At 42.3% G+C, this 22,415-nt stretch carries 19 protein-coding genes; 8 read left to right on the top strand and 11 right to left on the bottom strand.

Translation table 11 applies throughout. The features are described from left to right. Nucleotides 1-14: 14 nt before the first annotated feature. The 4 genes from FRE64_RS14665 to FRE64_RS14650 form a co-directional block, all read right to left on the bottom strand. Entirely contained in the window at nt 15-1,403 is a 1,389-nt protein-coding gene (locus tag FRE64_RS14665; RefSeq protein WP_146296911.1) for an efflux RND transporter periplasmic adaptor subunit, read from the bottom strand. Nucleotides 1,404-1,408: 5 nt separating this feature from the next. Further along, nucleotides 1,409-3,826, bottom strand: coding sequence for an ABC transporter permease (locus FRE64_RS14660; RefSeq protein WP_246140333.1), 2,418 nt, complete (start codon nt 3,824-3,826; stop codon nt 1,409-1,411). Continuing rightward, nucleotides 3,804-4,559, bottom strand: coding sequence for an ABC transporter ATP-binding protein (locus FRE64_RS14655; RefSeq protein WP_146296910.1), 756 nt, complete (start codon nt 4,557-4,559; stop codon nt 3,804-3,806). Before FRE64_RS14655 ends, FRE64_RS14660 begins: the two co-directional genes overlap by 23 nt. A gap of 381 nt (nt 4,560-4,940) precedes the next feature. Beyond that, entirely contained in the window at nt 4,941-5,390 is a 450-nt protein-coding gene (locus tag FRE64_RS14650; RefSeq protein WP_146296909.1) for a hypothetical protein, read from the bottom strand. 151 nt (nt 5,391-5,541) lie between these two features. Here FRE64_RS14650 and FRE64_RS14645 point away from each other — a divergent pair, with 151 nt between their 5' ends. The 3 genes from FRE64_RS14645 to FRE64_RS14635 are packed head-to-tail and all read left to right on the top strand — an operon-like array spanning nt 5,542 to nt 8,428. Next, a complete protein-coding gene (locus tag FRE64_RS14645; protein ID WP_146296908.1) occupies nt 5,542-6,693 on the top strand; it encodes a Re/Si-specific NAD(P)(+) transhydrogenase subunit alpha in 1,152 nt (383 codons plus the stop codon). A gap of 21 nt (nt 6,694-6,714) precedes the next feature. Beyond that, nucleotides 6,715-6,996 (top strand): NAD(P) transhydrogenase subunit alpha, encoded by a 282-nt coding sequence (locus FRE64_RS14640; RefSeq protein ID WP_146296907.1) that lies wholly within the window; start codon nt 6,715-6,717, stop codon nt 6,994-6,996. 16 nt (nt 6,997-7,012) lie between these two features. Then, a complete protein-coding gene (locus FRE64_RS14635; protein WP_146296906.1) occupies nt 7,013-8,428 on the top strand; it encodes an NAD(P)(+) transhydrogenase (Re/Si-specific) subunit beta in 1,416 nt (471 codons plus the stop codon). Between the two features lie 91 nt (nt 8,429-8,519). On the opposite strand, the gene cobD is transcribed toward FRE64_RS14635, so the two are convergent. Next, nucleotides 8,520-9,620, bottom strand: coding sequence for a threonine-phosphate decarboxylase CobD (cobD, locus tag FRE64_RS14630; protein ID WP_146296905.1), 1,101 nt, complete (start codon nt 9,618-9,620; stop codon nt 8,520-8,522). A gap of 19 nt (nt 9,621-9,639) precedes the next feature. Next, nucleotides 9,640-9,927, bottom strand: a complete 288-nt coding sequence (locus FRE64_RS14625; protein ID WP_146296904.1) for an HU family DNA-binding protein — start codon at nt 9,925-9,927, stop codon at nt 9,640-9,642. 473 nt (nt 9,928-10,400) lie between these two features. On the opposite strand from FRE64_RS14625, the gene FRE64_RS14620 reads away from it, so the two are divergent. Further along, nucleotides 10,401-13,490 (top strand): hybrid sensor histidine kinase/response regulator, encoded by a 3,090-nt coding sequence (locus FRE64_RS14620; RefSeq protein ID WP_146296903.1) that lies wholly within the window; start codon nt 10,401-10,403, stop codon nt 13,488-13,490. A 6-nt stretch (nt 13,491-13,496) separates the two neighbouring features. On the opposite strand, the gene FRE64_RS14615 is transcribed toward FRE64_RS14620, so the two are convergent. Beyond that, a complete protein-coding gene (locus FRE64_RS14615) occupies nt 13,497-13,913 on the bottom strand; it encodes a DUF4278 domain-containing protein (RefSeq protein WP_146296902.1) in 417 nt (138 codons plus the stop codon). A gap of 176 nt (nt 13,914-14,089) precedes the next feature. Between FRE64_RS14615 and FRE64_RS14610 the strand changes: the two genes are divergently transcribed. Further along, nucleotides 14,090-14,530, top strand: a complete 441-nt coding sequence (locus tag FRE64_RS14610) for an FxLYD domain-containing protein (RefSeq protein WP_146296901.1) — start codon at nt 14,090-14,092, stop codon at nt 14,528-14,530. Here the strand turns inward: FRE64_RS14610 and FRE64_RS14605 are convergent. Both FRE64_RS14605 and FRE64_RS14600 read right to left on the bottom strand, forming a co-directional pair. After that, nucleotides 14,527-14,790: a YggT family protein gene (locus FRE64_RS14605; RefSeq protein WP_146296900.1), complete on the bottom strand. Its 264-nt coding sequence runs from the start codon at nt 14,788-14,790 to the stop codon at nt 14,527-14,529. The genes FRE64_RS14610 and FRE64_RS14605 overlap by 4 nt on opposite strands. Before the next feature lie 103 nt (nt 14,791-14,893). After that, nucleotides 14,894-16,003, bottom strand: a complete 1,110-nt coding sequence (locus FRE64_RS14600) for a hypothetical protein (RefSeq protein ID WP_146296899.1) — start codon at nt 16,001-16,003, stop codon at nt 14,894-14,896. 310 nt (nt 16,004-16,313) lie between these two features. Here FRE64_RS14600 and FRE64_RS14595 point away from each other — a divergent pair, with 310 nt between their 5' ends. Both FRE64_RS14595 and thrB read left to right on the top strand, forming a co-directional pair. Beyond that, the gene (locus FRE64_RS14595) at nt 16,314-17,507 is read left to right on the top strand and encodes an RNA-guided endonuclease InsQ/TnpB family protein (protein ID WP_146296898.1); all 1,194 of its coding nucleotides are present in this window, start codon (nt 16,314-16,316) and stop codon (nt 17,505-17,507) included. Between the two features lie 74 nt (nt 17,508-17,581). Then, nucleotides 17,582-18,532, top strand: coding sequence for a homoserine kinase (gene thrB, locus FRE64_RS14590; RefSeq protein ID WP_146296897.1), 951 nt, complete (start codon nt 17,582-17,584; stop codon nt 18,530-18,532). A gap of 289 nt (nt 18,533-18,821) precedes the next feature. On the opposite strand, the gene aroB is transcribed toward thrB, so the two are convergent. Both aroB and FRE64_RS14580 read right to left on the bottom strand, forming a co-directional pair. Beyond that, complete coding sequence (gene aroB / locus FRE64_RS14585) at nt 18,822-19,925, bottom strand: 3-dehydroquinate synthase (protein WP_146296896.1); 1,104 nt, start codon at nt 19,923-19,925, stop codon at nt 18,822-18,824. Nucleotide 19,926: 1 nt separating this feature from the next. Further along, entirely contained in the window at nt 19,927-20,670 is a 744-nt protein-coding gene (locus tag FRE64_RS14580; RefSeq protein ID WP_146296895.1) for a sulfite exporter TauE/SafE family protein, read from the bottom strand. A gap of 367 nt (nt 20,671-21,037) precedes the next feature. Here FRE64_RS14580 and FRE64_RS14575 point away from each other — a divergent pair, with 367 nt between their 5' ends. After that, entirely contained in the window at nt 21,038-22,243 is a 1,206-nt protein-coding gene (locus FRE64_RS14575; protein WP_146296894.1) for an RNA-guided endonuclease InsQ/TnpB family protein, read from the top strand. Nucleotides 22,244-22,415: the final 172 nt, after the last annotated feature.

Below are 22,415 nucleotides of genomic sequence, written 5' to 3'. Positions count from 1 at the left end.
AAAATGGGATAATATCATTCACCCTGAATACGAGTTCCAGAGGTAACTTCATCACTGGGATGTTGAATCACTAAATCTCCTGCATTTAATCCTGATTTGACAGCCGCAAATCGATCGCTGCGCTGAGTAATATCAATTTTTTGCCGTTGGGCGCGTCCATTTTCTTTCACGAAAACACACCAGTCTTCTTCACAGCGAAACAATGCGCTAATGGGAACTTTCAGAACCTCATCTTCCTCCCAAGTTACAATTCTTGCTTCTACCCGATAACCATCGCCTAATGGCACTTGATCTTCAGTAAAATCAGCAATGACATTAACTCGCTGTTCTTCTACTCCTAAAGCAGAGGTTTTTGTAAATGCTGAGGGTTCAACTTTGCGTACTGTGGCTTGCAGAGGGGTATCTCCTCCCCAGCGTTCTACTTGAATCGTCGCTCCTGGTTGAACTCGCACGGCTTCGGTGGAGAGAACATCAATCACGATTTCTAGTTGATTTGGATTGCCAATTTCAATGAGAGGAGTGCCAGCATTAACATGACGCGCACTTTTTTCTAGCACCTCTAAAACTTGACCAGAACTGGGAGCTACAATATTGGTTCGTTCAGCATCAGCAGAAAGTTGCTCTAACTCTGCTTCCACTGCCGCCATCCGAGATTGATAAACATCCAGTAGATAATCGGGATCTTGTTGTTGCGCTTCTAGATTAGCCCGTTGTTCTCGCGCTCCCTGAATATCAGCTTCTGCGACTGCCACCTGTTCCCGTGCTGTGTTTAACTCCCGTCGCCGTTGCGTTTCTCTGAGTTCAGCATTTTCTAAGTCTTGGCGAGGAATCACCCCTTCTTCCCAGAGAGTTTGGGATCGATCGCGATCGCGCTGGGCTTGATTAAATGCCGATTCTGCTTCTTCTACTTGGGCTTGCGCTTGCCGTTTTCTGGCTAAAGCGGATTCAATGCGAGAGTCTGCCTCTCTCAGGGCTTCAGGTTTAGGGCGTTGGGTTTCAACACCACTCATTTCTGCTTGTAAGGCTTGTAATTGCGCCTGTGTTGCCTCCACTTGGCTGGTAATCGGTAGGGGATCAATTTGGGCAAGAATCATCCCCTCTTCTACCTCATCTCCTGCTTGTAGGGAAATCCGTTGCAAATTCCCACTCACTGAGGCTGACACCGTAAACCGATCGCGCACCCGTGTTCGTCCTTCTGCATCCACCGTTAATTGTAGCGTTCCTCGTTCCACTTCTCCTAAATCCACACTCAGGGGTTGAGGGCGCAACGTATAAGCAATCAGGGCAACTAATCCGACAGCACCCGCCCCATAAAGCCACTTTTTCGGAAAAGCTCGCTTGCGAGTAGGGGAGGGAGTTTCTGTGTCAAAAGAAGAAACTGTTATGTTATGGTTATTATTCATAATAATTACTCCCGAGTTTTTAAAACGGCAATTAAGTCTAATTTTTGTAACTGTTGTCGAATCAACCAACCAGTGGCTATAGCCGCGATCGCGATGACGAGAAAAGCAAAGGTAAAACTAGACGGCTGAATCACAAATGGCACTCGCACAAACTCAGTATTTTGCGCTGGCGATTGATTAAGCAACCAAGATAGCCCATACCCTAATCCCCATCCCACGGGTACAGCCACTAAGGTAATGAGGGCTTGTTCCCCTAACAAAATGAAGCTAATTTCTCCTTGAGTAAAACCAATAATCCGCAGCGTTGCCAATTCCCGACTACGTTCAGATAAGGCAATTCGAGCCGCATTATAAACCACCCCCACAGCAATCACGCTGGCAAATACCAGTAATACCCCATTCATCACTCCTGAGGTGGTTCCCATGGTTTCTTCAAACTGTTTGAGGGCGTTTTCTCGTTGGGATACTCCTGCTACGGCTGGCGTTTCCTTTAATTCTTGATAAAGAGACTGTAAGTAATGTTCATCCACCGCCAAATAAGCACCAGACAAGCTCGGATTATCCCCCACCACTGTCTGTAGGGCCTCGAGATTCATATACATAGTAAGCCCCAATAATTCATCAACTAACGCCACAACAGGGACTTCTCGGGTGGGACGCGAGCCTTCTAAAATGTCTAAAGTCAGAGTATCCCCTACCGCTACCTCCAACATCTCTGCTAGTTTTGTGGGAAGCACCAACCCTTCTGGTGGCAGGGAAAAGCGTTGGCGTTGGGAATCAATCAGTTGTCGAAGTTCCGTTTCTGGGGAGATACCAGTAATGCTACCCAAGTGGCTACGATGTTCAAAACGTAGTCTCACAGGAACATCGCGAAAAGTCTCCACTTGTAAAACCCCAGGCAGTTGCGCCAACTCATACTGAATCGGTACTGATCGCGGTTGATTAAAAGTGAGCGTAATATCTTCCCGTTGCACTTGGCGGAACTGAACCTCCATAATGGTTTCGATGGCATCATTGAGATATTGCCCCACCACTAAAATCGCCACGGCGAGGGCAATTCCTATTACAGACATGGCTGCTTGTAAGGGGCGACGCTCTAAATTGCGTAAGATAATCCGCCCAGCAGGAGAAAAGAATTTTTGTAATCCCCACCGCTCAATCACTGTTGGCTGAAACGTGGGAGGGGGTTCGGGACGCATCGCCTCTGCTGGGGGTAAACTGACTACATGGCGAACTGATTTAAAAGCACCGACAAAAGCCGCGATCGCGCTAACAAAAACCGTTCCCAAAATTAATTCCAACCGCGCCTCATATTGGACTGCTGGAAACTGGTAAAACTGAGTATAAAATTGGGTCATATTTTCCCCAAACCACCGCCCTATCCCAATGCCCACCATTGCCCCTAGCAACACAATCACTAACACTAATTTGAGAAAGTGTAGCCCCACTTCCCAGTTGTGATAGCCAAATCCTTTCAAAACTGCAATTTGGTCACGTTGGCTACTCACTAATCGCGCTAACACCAGATTGAGTAAAAATACTGCAATCCCTAAAAAAATGATGGGTAAGATTAGAGCCGCCACTTGTAGGGCTTCAATATCATCGGATAAAATGCGGTGGGATATCTGATTTTCGCGACCATAAGCCCCTAATCCCCCATAGGGTTCTAACAGTTCATCTAATTGATTAATGACCTCAGAGGGGTTAGCTTCAGGGGTTAGGGAAAGAGTTACGTTATTAAATGCCCCATCGAGATCAAACGCTGTTGCCAGTCCTTCTCGCGCCATCCACATTACCCCAAAGCGACGGTTATCAGGTAATAATTCTGTGCCACTTACTTCATAAACATACTCAGGGGAAAGGGCGGTTCCCACAATGCGTAAAGACTGCCAACGCTCATTAATCACCCCATCCACTGTATCTCCCAATGCCAAATCATTTGCTTCTACAAAAGCAGCACTGGCAATTACCTCATTGCGTTGCCCTGCTTCAATATACCGCCCTGATTGCAGGTGCAAGTCATTGAGCATCGGTTGTTGTTCTTCAGGAATGGAAACTAATCGCCCTTTCGCAGGATCAGCAAGGTTGGGAACATCTAGGGTAATATCTTCAACGATGCGCGATCGCGCTTGGGCAACCCCTGGAATTTCTCGAATCTGCTCTAGTAAAGGATTCGGAGCCCGTTGTAATTGCACAAAAATATCGGCAAAACGATATTGCTGATAATAGGTGGTTTGAGAGAGCAATAAGGAGTCATAGGTACTCATCATGGTAACTAAACTGGCAATCCCACAGGCGACAATTAGCACCACGGCAATTACTTGCCCTCGTAAATTAATTAAGTCTCGATAGAGTTTGCGATCAAGCGTCCCCATGGCTAACACCCCAATTTCGGAAAAGTTACCACGTGAGTTCCTCAGCATTGGCACGACGGGCATTTTGCTCAATGCTGTAAATTTGCCCATCTCGCATCGTAATCACGCGATCAGCCATTGCCCCAATGCCAGCATTATGGGTAATAATAACAAGGGTAGTGCCAAGCTCTTGATTGACTTTACTTAACACCTCCAACACCAATTTCCCTGTGTTTAAGTCCAAAGCCCCAGTTGGTTCATCACAAAACATTACTTCTGGTCGTTTCGCGATCGCGCGAGCAATGGCAACTCGTTGCTGTTCTCCCCCCGAAAGTTGCGAGGGAAAGTGATCTAGGCGATCTCCCAGTCCCACCATTTCCAGTGCCTCTGCTGGCTTCATGGGATGGGAGGCAATGTCAGTAACGAGGGCAACATTTTCTTGCGCTGTTAAGCTAGGAATCAGGTTATAAAATTGGAAAATAAAGCCAATGGCTTCTCGCCGAAAGCGAGTGAGAACGCGATCGCCGCCTTGAGTGAGGTTATAGTGACGAAAAAATACCTCCCCACTGGAAGGAGTATCTAAGCCACCTAAAATATTGAGCAAGGTTGACTTCCCACTGCCAGAGGGGCCTAGTAACACCACAAACTCTTCTTGGTAAAGATCAAGATCAACCGCCCGTAACGCCTGCACCTTTACCTCCCCCATCTGATAAGTTTTAGTAATACCTCGCCCCTGAAAGAGAACTGGCGTTTTGGCTGGGTTTCTCTCTTTTTCTATTAAACTAGAATCAGGTTGCCCCATAACCTTTCCTCATGGTTTAGTTTACTCCAATTATAAATCTAGTAAGTCTTAGGAAGGGGAATTTTTAAGTTTTTAATTGTTAAGATTTAATACTACTTTTCAAAACTATTGTTGTTTCTCCTTTATAAACCGATAACAAATTCTAGTGCAAAACCTTAAAAGTAATTGACGAGTCACTAATCTCTCTTATCATTCTCTTAAAAAGGAGTTTTCCAAGTCACAAAAACCTCAACAAGCTGGCATTACAGAAGAATTTGTTTCTTTCTAATTTTAATAGCAAAGTAACTGACTTGAGCTCAAGTATTTAAATAGATTTAATGGTATTTTAGTTTTAAAATACTACTTTGATATTAACAAAAAATGGCGCATTATTTAGGAAAATCAAGTAACTAAATAACTAGCCCAAGTTCTAACTTTTTTTTCTTCTTGATTAGATTCATTTTTGCGAATTAAAAGTCGCCAAGTTTTACCTTCTATTTGTCGTTGGAGATAAACTTCAAAAGTATTTTTATTTTGAGTAATATCTTGTCGAGGCAACTTTAATTTTAGGGAATAAGTGCCACTGATTTTATAAGTAGGCAAATCAGCAATATAAACAGGGGTGAGATTTTTAATATTTAAATTTTTGATTTCAAACTCGGTTGTGCTAGGATTATCTAGTTGGTTGGTGAGACGATCTTCAGTTAAAGTGAGCTGACGCGCGATCGCGTGCCTAACGATATCTCGTCCCGGAGCTAGTCCCTTAGGTGGCGTATTATTGCCACAAGCGGTTAAAGCCAGACTCAATAGTAAAGCCAAAAAGAGTCGTAGCCAAGGTTGGTCAAATTTCATACGCTTTTTAATGAAAACTCAAAAATTCCCTAAAATACCATCTGCTATTATTCTTAAAGACATTAAGATATTTGACAACTGACCAGTAGAAATTAAGAATAGATCATTTGTTGTCGCTTAAGGTAGAACTTGTAGAACGACTAAATTCAATATGAAAGTAGCAGTAACCAAAGAAATCGAAGTGGGAGAACGCCGTGTTGCGTTAATCCCGGATGTTGTTTCCCGTCTAGTAAAACAAGGTTGGGAAATTCACGTGGAAAGTGGAGCTGGAGACGCAGCCTTTTTCAGCGATCGCGCCTATGAAGAAGCTGGTGCTACCATTGTCAGCGATAAAGCCACCCTTTGGCAAAATACTGACATAATTGTTAAAGTTTCGCCGCTAAAAGAAGAAGAACTCCCTCTTTTACAAGCTGGAAAGTCTCTCATTGGGCTACTCAACCCCTTTGGAGAGCCAGAACTAATCCAAAAACTGGGAGAAAAAGGCATTAACACCTTTAGCTTAGAATTAATGCCCCGTACCAGCCGCGCTCAAAGCATGGATGCGTTATCCTCTCAAGCCAACATTGCAGGTTATAAAGCCGTGCTTTTAGGAGCAACTGCACTGCCCAAATTTTTCCCCATGTTAACCACCGCAGCCGGCACCATTCGCCCGGCAACCGTGTTTGTCATTGGCGTTGGTGTGGCTGGATTACAAGCCATCGCTACCGCCCGTCGTCTTGGCGCTTTAGTGAAAGCCTTTGATATTCGCCCAGAAGTCAAAGAGCAAGTGCAAAGCCTCGGCGGTGAGTTCGTGGAAATGAGCGTTGAAGAAGAAACTACTACCAAAGACGGTTATGCTAAAGAAGTTTCCAAAGATGCCAAACAAAAATCTCAAGAACTCATTGCCAAAGAGGTAGCCAATGCCGATGTTGTAATTACCACCGCCCAAGTGCAAGGGAAACGGGCTCCTCAGCTTGTCACCAGTGACATGATTAAGGAAATGAAACCAGGGTCAGTTATTGTTGACCTAGCTGGGGAACAGGGGGGGAACTGTGAACCCACCGAAGCTGGAAAAGACATTCAAATGGAACCTGGAATTACCGTCATTGGTCCTATTAACGTCCCCTCCTCCCTTCCTGTTCACGCCAGCCAGATGTATAGCAAAAACATTTCTACCCTCTTGCAATATCTGGTCAAAGATGGACAAATGCAACTTGACTTTGAAGACGACATCATTGATGGCATTTGTCTTACCTATGATGGCGAACTTCGGAACCAAAAAGTGAAAGAGATCTTAGCCTCTAAGACGGAGTCAAAAGTATAGTTACTAAGGAAGCAGATAACCATGGAAACAACACTCATTGCCAGTTTATTCGTATTTGTTCTGGCAGCATTTGTGGGCTTTGAAGTCATTAATAAAGTGCCCCCAACCCTCCATACCCCACTGATGTCAGGGGCAAATGCTATCTCCGGCATTACTGTCATTGGGGCAGTGTTAATTGCTGGTGCTAGTAACAATAGCACTGTCACCACCGTAATGGGCTTTATTGCCGTAGTTCTCGCTACCGTTAACGTAGTAGGTGGCTTTTTAGTCACAGACCGAATGTTACAGATGTTCAAGAAGTAAGGAGGAATAATCATACGTGAACGACTTAACAACATTGCTCCCAACAGGGATTCAAATTGGCTATTTAGTGGCGGCTTCCCTGTTTATTCTGGGCTTAAAGAAACTTGGTTCCCCCGCTACTGCTCGTAATGGGAACTTTTTATCCGCCACTGGAATGTTATTGGCAGTTGTCGTTACCCTACTTGACCAAAATATTCTCAACTATCAATGGGTTTTAATCGGCATCGCCATTGGGAGTGCCATTGGTGTGATTATTGCTAAAACCGTTGCCATGACAGCAATGCCCCAGATGGTAGGGTTCCTCAATGGCTTAGGGGGAGCAGCCTCGGCGTTAGTTGCGATGGGCGAATTTTGGCGATTAGTCCATAGTGAAGGTGCTGTTCCTTTAAATGCAACGATTACCGTTATTTTAGGGATCTTTATCGGGGGCGCAACTCTCAGCGGCAGTTTGATTGCAGTTGGCAAATTACAAGGAGTTATTACTGGTAAGCCTGTAACTTTCCCGTTACAGCAACCTGTTAATATCGCTATTGCTGGTGCATTTTTTGTTAGCAGTGGCTTTTTAATTGCCAATACTGGTGACCAAGCGGCTTTCTTTACCATGATTGGACTTGCCACCGTATTTGGGGTGCTATTTGTACTTCCCATTGGTGGTGGCGATATGCCTGTGGTGATTTCCCTGTTAAACTCCCTTTCTGGAATCGCTGCCAGTGCTGCTGGTTTTGTAGTGATGAACAATATGCTGATTATCGCTGGGGCATTAGTTGGGGCTTCCGGTTTAATCCTCACCGAAATCATGTGTAAAGGCATGAATCGCTCTTTAATCAGCGTTCTCTTTGGCGCATTCGGTGGCGGTGGTGAAGCCACTGGTGTTGCTGGTGGTAGCGATAGCGAGGATAAAATTGTCCGCAGTATTGGTTCAGAAGAAGCGGCGATGATGTTACGCTATGCCCGTTCTGTGGTCATTGTTCCTGGTTATGGCATGGCAGTAGCTCAAGCCCAACAATCTATCCAGGAATTAGCAACCCTCCTTGAACAAAGTGGCGTTGATGTGCGGTATGCGATTCATCCCGTGGCTGGCAGAATGCCTGGACACATGAATGTGTTGCTCGCAGAAGCCAATGTCCCTTATACCCAGCTTTACGACATGGATGACATTAACCCCCAGTTTGAACAAACTGATGTTGCCTTAGTTGTGGGCGCAAATGATGTGGTTAACCCTGGGGCGCGTCATGATGCAGGAAGCCCCATTTATGGAATGCCAATTTTAGAAGTAGATAAGGCAAAGCAAACCATTGTCATTAAACGTAGTCTTGGCACTGGTTTCTCCGGAATCCAAAATGAACTCTTTTTCAAGGATAAAACTACTATGCTATTTGGTAGTGCTAAAGAAATGCTTGGGGAGTTAGTTTCAGAAGTGAAGCAGCTTTAGAATTAAGTTTCTAGGTTGTTAACGATAGACGCTCTAGTTTTTTGCTAGGGCGTTTTATATTTACTCTTTCTTAAACAACCTTTTGAAAAGGCTAATTTGAGTTCTTTTCCTTGAGAATTGGCGTATTTTTTATGGCTTGAGTTAGTTTTTGGTTATCTTCTTGTTGACGGATGGCAACTCGAAAATAATGGTCGCCAAGTTCAGGAAAACTAAGACAGTCGCGAATTAAAATTTGAAATTCTTGGAGAAGTTGGGCTTGTAACTCGGTAGCAGAAAAATCGGTTGCAATGAGGAAAAAGTTAGCAGCCCCAGGAAGGGGGGATAAACCAGAAATACTTGCTAAATCATGATAGAAGCGCGATCGCGCTCTTTTTAACCAGCCCCAAGTTTGCTTTTGAAAGGTAGTGTCTTCTAATACTGCCATTGCTGCCTCACTAGCTAAACTATTCACAGCCCACGGATCACGCCATTTTTGCCATTGTTTAAGGCGATCAGGATGAGCAACGGCATAGCCGATTCTTAGCCCTGGTAAGGAGTAAAATTTGGTCAGCGATCGCAGCACCACTAAATTCGGATAATTTTCTACCTCTCTGATTAGACTTTCTTGCTCTTCTGGGGGCAAAAAGTCCATAAAGGCTTCATCTATTACCACCAAGGCAAACTGCTCTAAATAGGGCAAAATTGAGCGACGAGAGAACAATTGACCGGTGGGGTTATGGGGATTATTTAAAAGCAAACCACAGTTTTCACTGGAGGGAACATCTAAAATTAAATCTTCACGCTCTGCTGTTTTTTGAGCCATTCTCGCCACATTAAGTGGACAAGGGGTTATTTTTGCCCCAAATGCCTCTAAAGCCCGTGTATAGTCCCGAAAGCCAGGAGTCAATAAATAAACCGCATCCAAGGTTGCCAATTCTCGTCCTGCCCAAGTAAGTAATTCTGCTGCCCCATTTCCAGGTATAATTAAATTGGAGTCAAGATTATGCCATTTGCCAAGAGCTTCCCGCAGCTGGGAGTAATTGGGATCAGGATAATGCTTGAGGGAACTTAGCCCCCCCTGTATCGCTTTCAGCGCACTTTCAGGAGGACCAAGGGGGTTAATACTTGCAGAAAAATCCAATATCACAGAGGGAGAACACCCAGCTAACTGGGCAGCCCAATTTAAGTTCCCTCCGTGTATTGGTCGTGTCATTAAGTTTGATGTCCCTTAGTTACTTATTATTTTCAGGGGCTACTCGTTCCTTAAACAGTTTCCCTGCAGAAAAAGCCGGAACTGAAGTAGCAGGAATCTCCATTTTATCTCCAGTTTTCGGATTTCGTCCTTCCCGTGCTTTCCGTTCCCGCTTTTCAAAAGAACCAAAGCCAACTAAGGTGACTTTTTCCCCTTTAGATACGCTATCCATGATAGTTTCAAGCGCCGCTGTTAAAACAGCATCGGCTTGTTTTTTGGTAACAGTTGCCCGATCGGCAATTTGATCAACTAAATCTCCTTTATTCATTCTTACTCTCCTAATTTACGAGTGTTTCTCTACAATAACGCCAGATTGCTTGCGCTGAGCAAGTTTTCTTTGCATTTACTAACATAGAGAGCTAGGTAACTAGCCCCTAATCAGCTATGATACTGATCTGTTCTATGTTTCACTGCATTATTCTAAACTCTGATTGCCTATTGTGCATTGTTAAAAGCATTAAATTCTCTACTTTTAGCGATTTTTTTACGTTTTGCAACGAAATTTGTGATTTAGATAAGATATAAAACTTGATATTTTGCACTAAACAAAAAATTGAGCCTCTTGCCAAATGAGAAACCTCTTTCCTGCTAAATGTGCTACTCTATACTTGGCATCAGTAGCTTGTGATTAGCATTGGGAAAACTAACCTTTACCCAATCACCTATAACTTGGGTGTGTTGCTCATTCTCTTACTGCCCTTGAAAACGTGAGATTTCTGCTCAATTAAAAATACAAAAGCAATGACTACCGACGAAGAAATCCGCCAACAAAGTTACGAACTCTTCCGTAACGAAGCCCCAGATCTTTTAGAACAAGTCGAAGCGGGGATTTATAACATTCGTGAAGATCACTCCAAGCCAACCGTTCATGGCTTAATGCGAGCAACTCATACTCTGAAAGGCGCAGCAGCGAATGTCGGGCAAGACACGATTAAAAAAATTGCTCATCAATTAGAAGATGTATTTGGAGCACTTCTTTCCCCTAACGCCATTTTTGATAATGAATTAGAAACCCTCCTTCTCGATATTTATGAATGCTTACGGGTTGCCTATAATAACGAAATAGAAGGAGATAACAGTAGTGATGAGCAGAACCTAGAACGAGCAGAGCAGATTTTTTCTAAGCTAAAAGAAAAGTTAGGGGATTGTTTTGATGAAGAACCAGCGATTCCTTCATCCTCAGAACTCGGGTTTGATATGACCCAGTCGGTTTTTCAAGTGGGAGTTAAGCAGCGTCTTGAACAGATTGAAGCCGTTTTAGAAGAAACCTCTGATCCAGAAACCATTGTTGAAGCGGTGAAACCACAAATGGATGTTTTTGTGGGCTTAGCAGAGTCCTTGAGCTTAGAGGGATTTAAAGCAATTGCTCAAACCGCTCTCACAGCATTAGAAGAAAATCCCCAAGCAGCTGGTGATATTGCTCAAGAAGTAGTGAATAATATTTCAGAAGCTCGAGATGCTGTTTTAAACGGCGATCGCGATCGAGGAGGCGAACCTTCCGAAATCCTCAAAGCCTTCACTGAATCAATTAATGCCTCTACTGCTTCTCAAGTGGAATTTTCTGACGAATCTTTCTCCCTCGAAGATACATTTGGTAATTGGCAAACTGAACCTGAAACTGATCCCTTTGTCACTTATCCCTTAGAACAAGAAGAAGAAACCGAGATCATTACTAACGCTTCGCAAAAAAGTGAACCTGAAAATCCCCCTTCAGCAGAGAAAACAGAAATTATTTCTCAACAGGAAGCAACGAAGCTCAAAGCCAGTCAAGATCCCGAACTAGAATCTGCTCAATTTCATCAACAGCAAACTCCTACTCCTCGTACTGGCGTAAGTATTCGGGTTGACTTAGAACAAGTCGAAAATCTCAACCATCTCGTGGGAGAGCTTTCTATTAACCAAAACCTGCTTTCTCTAAGAGACGAACAATATCAAAATGCCCTACAAAAACTAGGAGGTTGGCTATCCCAACACCGACGTACCCTTTTCCAACTCCGAGATAAACTTCCCGCCGAATATGCTAACAGTGACTTTGCTCAATTCTTATATGCTTCCCTTGAAGAAAATTCTCAACTAGAGCAAGGTCTTGATGATGTTAACCACATTGCCCGTGCCAATGCCACTTCCGTAGAGCGAGAACAACGGCTTTCTCGACAAGTACGAGATAGTTTAGAAGCAGTGCGAATGCTTCCCATTGAGAAAGTATTAAACCGCTTTCCGCCAATGGTTAAAAAGTTAAGTGAATCTTACAACAAGTCCGTAGAACTAAAACTCTCAGGGGTGCAGGTATTAGTGGATAAAGCAATTACCGAAAACCTGTATGATGCCCTCCTGCATTTAGTTCGGAATGCCTTTGATCATGGCATAGAATCCCCCGAACAAAGAAAACAGCAAGGAAAACCAATTCAAGGACGAATTTGGATTTATGCTTATAATCAGGGCAACCGCACAATTGTAGAAGTAAAAGATGATGGTCGCGGCTTAAATGTCGAGCAAATTTGTCAACGCGCCCAAGAGAAAAATCTTCTCACCCCAGCGCAAGTCAAAGAAATTCGTAATTCTCCTCATCCCGAAGACCGACTCTTACGAGTATTATGTGAACCGGGCTTTTCTACCGTGGGTAAAGCAACTGATTTATCAGGGCGAGGTATTGGGCTAGATGTCGTGTATTCCCAAATGCAGAAAATTAATGGCTCGGTTACTGTAGAAAGCGAAATTGGGGTGGGAACCACTTTTTATCTACAAATTCGCGGCGCACTAATGAATGCCCGTTTATTGGTCTGTCAGGCCGGTCAAGGGGTATATAGCTTTATTGCCGATGAAGTGGAACAGGTATTAATTCCAGAGGAAGAAAAAATCAAATGGTTAGGGAGTCAAAAAGTTTTACAATGGCGATCGCGCAAAGAAGATGATCCAATCTCAGTTCCCATTCATCCTCTCACCCAACTCTTAAATTATCCCCCAAATGCAAACTTTCTTCTGCAAGCTCAACCTAAGTCAGAAACAGAAATCCAAGAAACAACAACCCTTCTCACAGCTAGTGAAGGCGTTGCCCCCATCTTATTAATAAGAACCCCAGAGGGCTTAGTAGGATTAGAAATTGATACGGTAATCGAAGAACAAGAATTAGTATTAAAACCGATCTCAACTACGATTCAACCCCCCATTTATGCCTATGGCTGTACCATTTTAGCCGATGGTCGCCTAAGTCTAGTTATTGATGGGGCAGCCCTAATTCGTCATAATAAATCCCGTGTTGGTATTTCTCCTCAACTTAATATTGATTCTAGTTCCCAAAAAAGTTTCGCCTCTCAAACCAACAAAATCCTTCCCCATCAGCGTTTGAAAGAGGACTATACTAATCCCTACAGCATTCATCAAGAAGGGGAAGAAACAAGCATCCATGATGAAGCAGGGGCAACTGCTTCGGAGCAAAATAATCGTCCCATTGATACTGAAAAATACCGCACTCTCTTAGTGGTAGATGACTCCATTACAGAACGGCAAACTCTTTCCATGATTATGCAAAAAGCAGGACACCATGTCATTCAGGCAAAAGATGGTCAAGAAGCCTTAGAACAACTACAACAAGGGGCAAAAGTGGATTTAATTGTCTGTGATTTAGAAATGCCTCGTATGAATGGCTTAGAGTTTATTGGTATGACACGACAAAATCCTAACTTTGCCCAAATTCCTGTAATTGTGTTAACCTCTCGCACTCGCGATAAGTATCAACGTATTGCCATGGAGTTAGGGGCTTCGGATTATTTAACCAAACCTTACCTAGATCAAGACTTATTAGGAACGGTAGGCAAAAATCTAAAGCCTTAGCAGTAACTATTTTTGCGTTATGGTTTGATACTCCTGTTTTAAGATTGAAACTAGCTCTTCATTTCCTTTTTCTTTTGCCACAGAGATACGACGCTCTAGGTTACGACGAATATTCTCAAGATGAGCTTGTTCTGCACTGTTTTCTGGCTTTCTAGAGCTAAAATGTTTTGGAGTTGGCAACTCTCCATTAGCATTAACGGCAGGAATATTCATCTCTGGAGAAGGAGAACATTTAATCACAGGACGCTTACTATAAGACACGCCTCGATAATTCAGTAAAAGTTTCGGCTGTAATTGAGGAATGTGCCGTGGGTAATGATAATGCCAAGGTTGTCCGCGATACTTCCCTGCAATTTCTCCTTCAGTTACTTCTAAAGGATTAGACTCGGAGTCATACTGAATGCCACGATAAGTTAGTCTCATGGTTATTTACTTTACTTGATTTTTCTCTGTCCTAAGCTCATTATAGATTTTATTTCTGTATTTTTTGTTACACTTTATGAGGAATTTCTGACATGATGCTCACATGAACTGCAAAAACATAGAAGACATGGGCAAATTGCACTAACATAGGATGAGGAGAAAAATATAAGAAAAATATGATATTTCGCAATTTAGCTGTTGTTATCTTTTCCTTCGTCTTTTTACTAATAGGCTTTTTAGCTGCCCCGAAGGCTGAAGCTCTTACCCAAATTCAAATTTCTAACCTTTCTTATCAAGACTGTCCAGAAGAATACCAAGGGGGCTTACTCAGCTATAATTCGGAGGCTGCGAATTGTTTTATGGTGACTGGTGAAGCCAAAAACACTTCTGGAAAAACAATTTACGATGCTGATGTGTATGGGCGGATTTATGATGCCAATGGCAATCCAGTATTACAAAATCGCACTCGGGTAGGTTCAATTGCGGAAGTCCCCCCTGGCGTTAGTGAGTTCAGCCTCAGAATTAGTGTACCGGCGAATCAACCAACGCCTTTAAAGTTAGAGCAATTTAAGGCTTCTGGCTTTTCTAGCTCTGTTAGTCCTAGAAGTAGCTTTTAAAAGCTGCCAAGCAAACTAGCAATAATTTGTAGGCTAAAAATAGCAAGAATAGGGGATAAGTCAATTCCACCTAATGGGGGAATAAAAGAGCGAAAAATATTAAGATAGGGATCAGTAATTGGGCTGAGGTATGACATTGCTTGTTGTGCCCAGCCTGCTGTTTGGAACCAACTGAGGAGAATGCGAACAAAAAGTAGCAGCAGGTAGATTTGGATAGTATTAACGAGAACGTTTGTTATAAAATTAGCGCCAGTTGTCATAGTTAGTCTCTTTAGTAATAAATGAGCAAGTCATTAATAGATTCTTGTGGCTAGTTTAAACGATTTTAGGGTTGCTTCGCACCGCACTTATGAGAGAAATTAGCTAGCGGTTGAAATTCGGTAATTGGACAGAGGCGTATGATGTGCGCTTTTTACGATTTTGATAGCGAGGGAGAGTTGGAGAAGGAGAGGTTTCTTTTTCGGGATAATGAGAGGGGGGGTCAATTTCCGTTACTGATTCATTTGTCGGTTGCGGTGAAAAGAGGGATTCTGTGGATGACTCGTGGATATTAAAGTCTTCTATTTCTGTGTTTGATGTCTCAAGCTCCCTACTTATTTCTGCTTCAGAAGGAGATTCTATGCTATCCTCTAACAATTGCTGTTCTGCTTCTTCAGGTGCTTCCTGATCTAAAAGACTAAACTCTTTTGCCTCATGATTAGAATTAGAAAAAGTCTGATTTTGACTAGACCAGGCTGGAATCGGCTGGGATGGAACAGAGTTAATAGCAAGAGAATAATTACTTTCAATCTGAGGGTTGTTTTCTAAATATTTATTGAGGGCGACTTTAAATTGCCAAGTGTAACGGCGTTGTTGTTGCAAACGGAATGACAGTTCTCGCACTTGCTTTTCTGCCTGTGAAAGTTTATAAGATTGCTCTTGGAACTGCTTTTGAATGAGGGCGCATTCTCTTTCTAGTTGGGCAACTCTCTGTTGGGAAACTTGAAGGGAGTTACGAAGATGAGTAATTTGTTCTTCTTGATATTGGTTGTTTTGACGAGTGCTTTTTAATTCTTGGGATAAACTTAGATGTTGTTCATAAGCTGCGTTGAGTTCATCACTTTGTTGTTCATTCAACTCTTCAGCTTGACGTAACTGAAACTTTTGTTGTTCAAGTTCTGCTTGGGTGCTTTCTAAGGCTTTTTGGAGTTGAGCATTATGATAGAGGATTCTGTGGTTTTGTTCATAAAGGCTTTCATTACTTAGTTCCTCCTCTTGAGGATTTTCAACTTCTTTTTTTAATGAGGTTTGATTCAATTCCTCTTCTACAGCTTCTTCTATGAATAAGGGGTCTTCGGGATCAATGTTTTCTGACTCAGAATTAGAATCATCTAGAAAGGCAATGAGTTCGTCAAGGGAATCATCATTTGTAGAAGAGGTATCGTTGTTATCAAAGGAGGAGTAGTTAGATTGAGGAGTATTAGGTTCGCTCATAGTTCTTCCGAAGGCATTGCTGTAAAACTTACCTTTTACCTTAATGCAAAAAGAAATGTTGTGCTAGAGATAATTTAAACTAGTGTGAGCGAGAAGTCCCCAACTTCAGCGAAGCGAATTGGGGACGGGACTTATAAACCGAAGCGAAGTGAGGACGGAATGCGATTCTAAGGGCTTAGTTCTGGGGAAACACCAGAACGCAAGAAGCCCGCACCGAAGGGCGCCCACAGCCCCTCATGAAAGCGAACTTAGAACACATATCTACAAATTTGTGCTACGATAGATTTATCACTAAAAATTTTATTGGATTATGTTGAGAGCTACCAAAGTTAGAATCTATCCAACAAAAGCGCAAGAACAGCACCTAGCAAAGAGCTTTGGGTGTTATCGCTTTTTGTGGAATTATTCTCTCAACCTAACGTGCGAAACCTATAAAGCAACAGGAAAAGGACTTAACCGATTCGCTATTCAGAAGGAGATTAAAAAGCTCAAACAAGAATACGAATGGTTGAAAGAACCTTATTCCCAGTGCTTACAATTGGTTGCTCTCAACTTATCAAGAGCTTTCATTAACTTCTTTGAAGGACGGGCTTCTTTTCCTTCCTTCAGGGCTAAACACCGAAGGCAATCAATTACTTATCCTCAAAATGTTTCTCTCGTTGGTGACGGCTTAAAATTCCCCAAAATGGGAGTGGTTTACGCCAAGATTCACCAAGAAATTGAGGGGACAATTAAAAGTGTTACGGTGTCTCTGAATTGTCAAGGACATTACTATGCTTCGATCTTGACAGAAGACGGGAAAGAATTACCTGAACAATCTAGTGAGGGAAAAGCAATTGGTATTGATCTTGGAATTAATCATTTTGCGATTACCAGCGATGGCTCTAAGTTTGAAAACCCAAAATGGCTTGATAGGCATGAGAAAAAGTTAAAGGCTCAGCAAAAACGTCTCTCTAGAAGACAAAAAGGGTCTAACAATCGAAATAAAACTCGCAAACAAGTCGCTAGAGTTCACAAAAAAATATCTGATTGTCGGTTAGATTTCCAGCACAAGCTATCGCGCAGGATAGTAAACGAAAACCAAGTTATTTGTGTGGAGAATTTAGCCGTCAAGAATATGGTCAAAAACCACAACCTAGCTAAAGCAATTAGTCAGGTGGGTTGGGGTCAATTTTGCACAATGTTGAAATATAAAGCAGAGTGGGAAGGTAAAGTCTATCAAGAAGTTGATAGATTCTTCCCCAGCTCTAAGACTTGTCATGTCTGTCTAAATCAAGTAAGAAACCTTCCACTTGAGATTAGACATTGGCGGTGTGAAAAGTGTGGTACAGAACACGACCGAGACATCAACGCCGCTATCAATATCAGAGACGAAGGAGTGCGAATTATCTCCTCTGGAACGGGGGAGATCGCCTGTCGCCCAGATGTAAGTCGAGATAGTAGAGGTCGTAAAACTTCTACTGTGTCGCAGTCTGTTGGGCAGGAAGCGCAAAGCTCAACGTAGTGGCTTTGCGTAGTTCACGACTTATTCACTCGAAATTTAAGGTAGGATGAGTTGGCTCATCAATCAGGATAGTTATGGTAGTTTCCAAAGTAGTGGTAGAAGTTCCAGCGACAAGTGCAAACCTCGGGCCGGGATTTGATTGTTTGGGGGTTGCTTTGACACTTTACAATCAATTTGAGTTTATCCTGCAAGAGGCTTCTGCTTCTCCTGTAGAAATTGTTGTGACTGGAGAGGAAGCTAAGGCGGTAAGTCAAGGGTCAGATAATTTACTTTATCGAGCTTTTACTAAGTTTTATGAACATTTGGGGGAGTCTCCTCCTGCTGTAACAATTAAAATTCAATTGGGAGTTCCGCTTTCTAGAGGATTAGGGAGTTCTGCGACGGCGATTGTTGGTGGGCTATTGGCTGCTAATGCGTTGTCTGGAAATCCTTTACAGGAGTGGGAGTTATTACAAATCGCGATCGCGCTTGAAGGTCATCCTGATAATATTGTTCCTGCTTTCTTGGGAGGATGTCGCCTCTCAATTCCGACGGATAAACACTGGGAGGTGTGCCAAATTCCTTGGTCAGATGATTTTGTTCCCGTGGTGGCGATTCCTAATTTTGAGCTTTCTACCCAAGAAGCGCGATCGGTGTTACCCTCACAATTTTCTCGTGATGTTGCTATTTTTAATAGTTCTCACTTAGGGGTACTTCTACGGGCGTTAGAAACGGGAAACTCTCACTGGCTAGGCTTAGGAATGCAGGATCAACTCCATCAACCCTATCGTCAACAGCTAATTCCCGGTTATCCTCAAGTGGAGGAAGCAGCGTTAAGTGCTGGGGCGTATGGAGTAGCGATTAGTGGTGCAGGGCCTACCCTATTAGCTATTACCAGTAAGGGAGATGCCATGAAAGTTGCCGAAGTGATGCAAAATGCGTGGGAAAAGGAAGCAGTACAAGCCACTGTTTATCCTCTAGACATTAATGCCACTGGCGCAACATTTAACTATCCGTTCTCAGAAGTCTCCCGACAGAATCTTTGATTTGTCGGTGAGATGAATGAGAACAGTCGTGCTATCATGGAAAAAGTTTCAGATGGGGAACTTTTTTCGGCGAAAACCAAGCCAAGATATAAAAGAATTTTTGATTCTCTTCCATCCAATTATCTATAAAGCTCGGGAGCCGGGCTGTTCGCCTATCGCCTTGGTGTAAGACTTCTCTTTTCCTACGATTAGAAAAGCAACCGATTGGGTAGGAAGCTCCCGTTAGAATCTTCGATTTAACGGGAGTAGCTCACTTGTCATTAGTGTACAAAGGACAAAGGACAAAAACTTATGTACTTTCTTGACATTCTTTAACTGCTTCTTTCACAATTTCTGGACTCACTTCGTCAGTAACAGTGGCTGCGCCAATTTTTTGTGGCAATACAAATCGAACTTTCCCATTTTTGACTTTTTTATCACTTTTTAGGGTTTCTAAGATGTCTTCAACTTTCAACATGGGGGGAACTGTTTTGGGTAACCCTGTTTTGAGAATTAATTGGTCTTGACGTTGGCTTTCTTGTTCTGACCAATACCCCATTTTAACGGCAATTTTTCCTGCTACTGACATGCCGATGGCAACGGCTTCACCATGATTCACTAAGCGATATCCCGTTAAACTTTCAATGGCATGACCAACGGTATGACCATAGTTTAAAATAGCCCTTAATCCTCCTTCTTTTTCATCTTGACTCACTACATCAGCTTTGGCTTGACAGGATTGTGTAAGAATATTTTGTAATAAGTCTGAGCTTAGATAATCTAACTGATCTAAGCGTTGTGCGCTTTCTAATTGTTGAAATAAGTCATCACTCCAAATCACCCCATATTTGATCACTTCTGCCATTCCAGCACGAAATTCACGATGAGGAAGGGTTTTTAAGACTTCGGGATCAATTAAGACTAATTTGGGTTGATGAAATGCGCCAATTAAATTTTTTCCTTGGGGATGATTGACTCCTGTTTTTCCGCCAATGGCTGCGTCAACCATCGCTAATAAAGAGGTGGGAATTTGAATAACATTAATTCCCCTTAACCAAGTAGCCGCAGCAAACCCTGTCATATCGCCAATTACACCGCCACCAAGGGCAATTAGGGTTGAAGATCGTTCCAGATAGTTTTCTAGGGCTTGATCATAAATTTTTTGCACCGAAAGAAGGGTTTTATGTCGTTCCCCATCAGGAAGAATTTTATAGGAAACGGAAAAGTTGGCTTTTTCTATAGCTTTAATTAGTGATTCACCATAGTGGTCAAAAATCATGGTATTAGATACCACTATAATTTTATTGCCAATGGGAAGAGATTGTAAGTAACTGCCAATGTTATTAATTAATTGAGGCGCGATCGCGATCTGATAAGAATTAGTTTCTAAATTAACTGTAATTTCTGATAACATTTTAATAAATAAAGCTAAGAATATGTCTTTGATTCCAAATTAACATGAAACCACTAATTAAAACAAACGCGATCGCGATTTTCCGAAACTGTGTTGTTTCCATTCTAACTAAAACCTTTTGACCTAGCCAATTTCCTGGAAAAGCTCCAATACCAATGATTAAGCCATAGACAATAATAGAAGAAGAAAAAATTCCGAAGCTAAGATAGGTAAAGATTTTTACAATATGAACCACTAAAACATGAGCAGATTTTGTGCCAATCATTTTTTCTTTTTCTAAACCATAATTAAGATATAAAGGATTAAGTAAAGGACCAGTACTCCCCATCAATCCAGAGAGAAAAGCATAAATAAAACCAACTGGCAAAAAGTACCAGCTTTTAACTTGAAATAAGGGTAAAATTTCTGCTAAACGGTAACTAAAAATTGAGGTGATGAGAATAATCCCTAACAAGAGTGTTAGCCATTCTAATTGTAGCTTTGTAAATAAAAAAACTCCTGCAATCGCGCCTAAAATAGCACCTGGCAAATACCAACGCGTCAATTCTAAATCAATTTCTTGCCAATATAATCCCACTCGTTGCCCATTACCAAATAACATCCCAATCGTAATAATGGGAGGAATTGCAGAGGCTTCGAGAAATAAGCTCATTACCGGTATTAAGATTAGAGGACTTCCCCCACCAACAAGGCTGCTTATAAACCAGCCGATGCAACTTGCCCCTACTAACCATAAAATAGTCACAGCGGTATCCTAAATCCTCCTTGATTGGATTGTAAATAAATATTAAGCCCATGTAAAGGTAACATAATTGCCGAGAGACTTGTTCCCCAATCTAATTAACCTTTATAAGTGAGAGCAGTTTATTAAAGGATTCATAGTAATTCCCTTAATTAAATCATTCCCTAAACTCTAAGCCTAACGTGGTAATAGCATGAGTATAAGTACTGTAAAGAGAGAATTATAGCGATGAATTTCACCGAAAGCGCGGGAGGCTAGGACCTCAGCGAAGCGGGTCGTAGAGGGATAGCGCGTTTAGCCACGGGTTCGATCCCCGAAGCTAAACCAACTTTAGATGTGCTAGACTCATCGTCGTGACTTTTTAAAAAAGATGGAACAGACTCTGACCCTTGTAGTAAAGCTAAATGTAGAACCTGAGCAAGCCACTCAACTTGAAGAAACTGCTCAGGCTTTTGCTAATGCTTGTACTTGGGTGAATGAGAACGTAAACCATCGTTTAACCAATCGCAACTCAATCCAAGCTGTCTGCTATAACAATGTTAAAGAACAGTTTGGGTTAAAGGCTAACCATATTGTCCGTGCTTGCGCTAGGGTCGCCTCTAACCGAAAGACTGCCAAACATAAAGGTCGGAAAGTTAAAGGGTTCAAACCCACCTCTTTCGATTGTGATGGTAGGACTTTCTCTTTTCGGGAAAAAGATTGGACAGTTAGCGTCTCTACTCTTGGTAAGCGGTTAAGACTAGCCTTAAGAACCAGCAATTACCATAAGGGTAAACTAACAGGGCGCAAGCCCACTTCGGCTCAAATTTGCAAACATAAAGATGGTCAATGGTATTGTCATGTTCAGATAACGATTGATTATCCAGAACCTCAAAAAACTGACAAGGTTATTGGAGTTGACTTTGGGAGACGGGAAATAGCTAGAACGTCCACTAATCAAGGATGGGATGGGAAAGAAATCCAACGAAAAAGAGATAAGTTTTCTAGAGTAAGATCATCTCTTCAGAAAAAAGCGCGTCAGGGCACAAGATCGTCTCGCAGAAGATGCAAAGAGGTCTTGAAACGGTTATCTGGGCGTGAAAAGAGATATCAAAAGTGGGTTAACCACAACATTAGTCAAACTATCATCTCAGAAGCAAAAGAGACTAACTCCGCAGTGGCAATTGAAGACTTAACTGGTATTCGTGAACGGACTAACCAGAAACCCAGAAACAAGACTGAAAGAAGACGGTCTAACTCTTGGGCTTTTTATCAATTAAGAACTTTCTTGGAATATAAAGGGGTTAAGGAAGGAGTAAAAGTAATTGCTATTCCTCCTGCCTATACCAGTCAGACTTGCCACTGTTGCAAACACATTGGAATAAGAACCAATAAAAGTTTTAAGTGTTCTAATCAATACTGTGGTTGGGTTGGAGATGCCGATCTCAATGGTGCTTTGATGATACAAAAATGGGGTTGCTCTATAAACCAGCCTGGAGGCTCGGAGATTCTATCGTGTAGGATTTCCAGGGCTACTGAAAACGCTAACCGAGCGCGAAGCGGATTAGCGCAGTTTATGAATCACATTGAAGTTTGAAGAGAAATTTTGACAAGTATCAGTTAAAATAAACCCGAATTCAATTTTTAACCCACATTCCGCACCCTCAACTGTCACCTTGTCCGTTTGGCGACCGTATCAAGGGGAATTGATTGATTTTAGCATCAAACTTAGGGGGAGAATCAGGGTGAACTCTTCTTATTCTCATCAA

The organism is Euhalothece natronophila Z-M001 (assembly GCF_007904085.1).
In the GTDB taxonomy this organism is placed as follows: domain Bacteria; phylum Cyanobacteriota; class Cyanobacteriia; order Cyanobacteriales; family Rubidibacteraceae; genus Halothece; species Halothece natronophila.
This window is presented reverse-complemented; position numbering and strand designations above follow the sequence as displayed.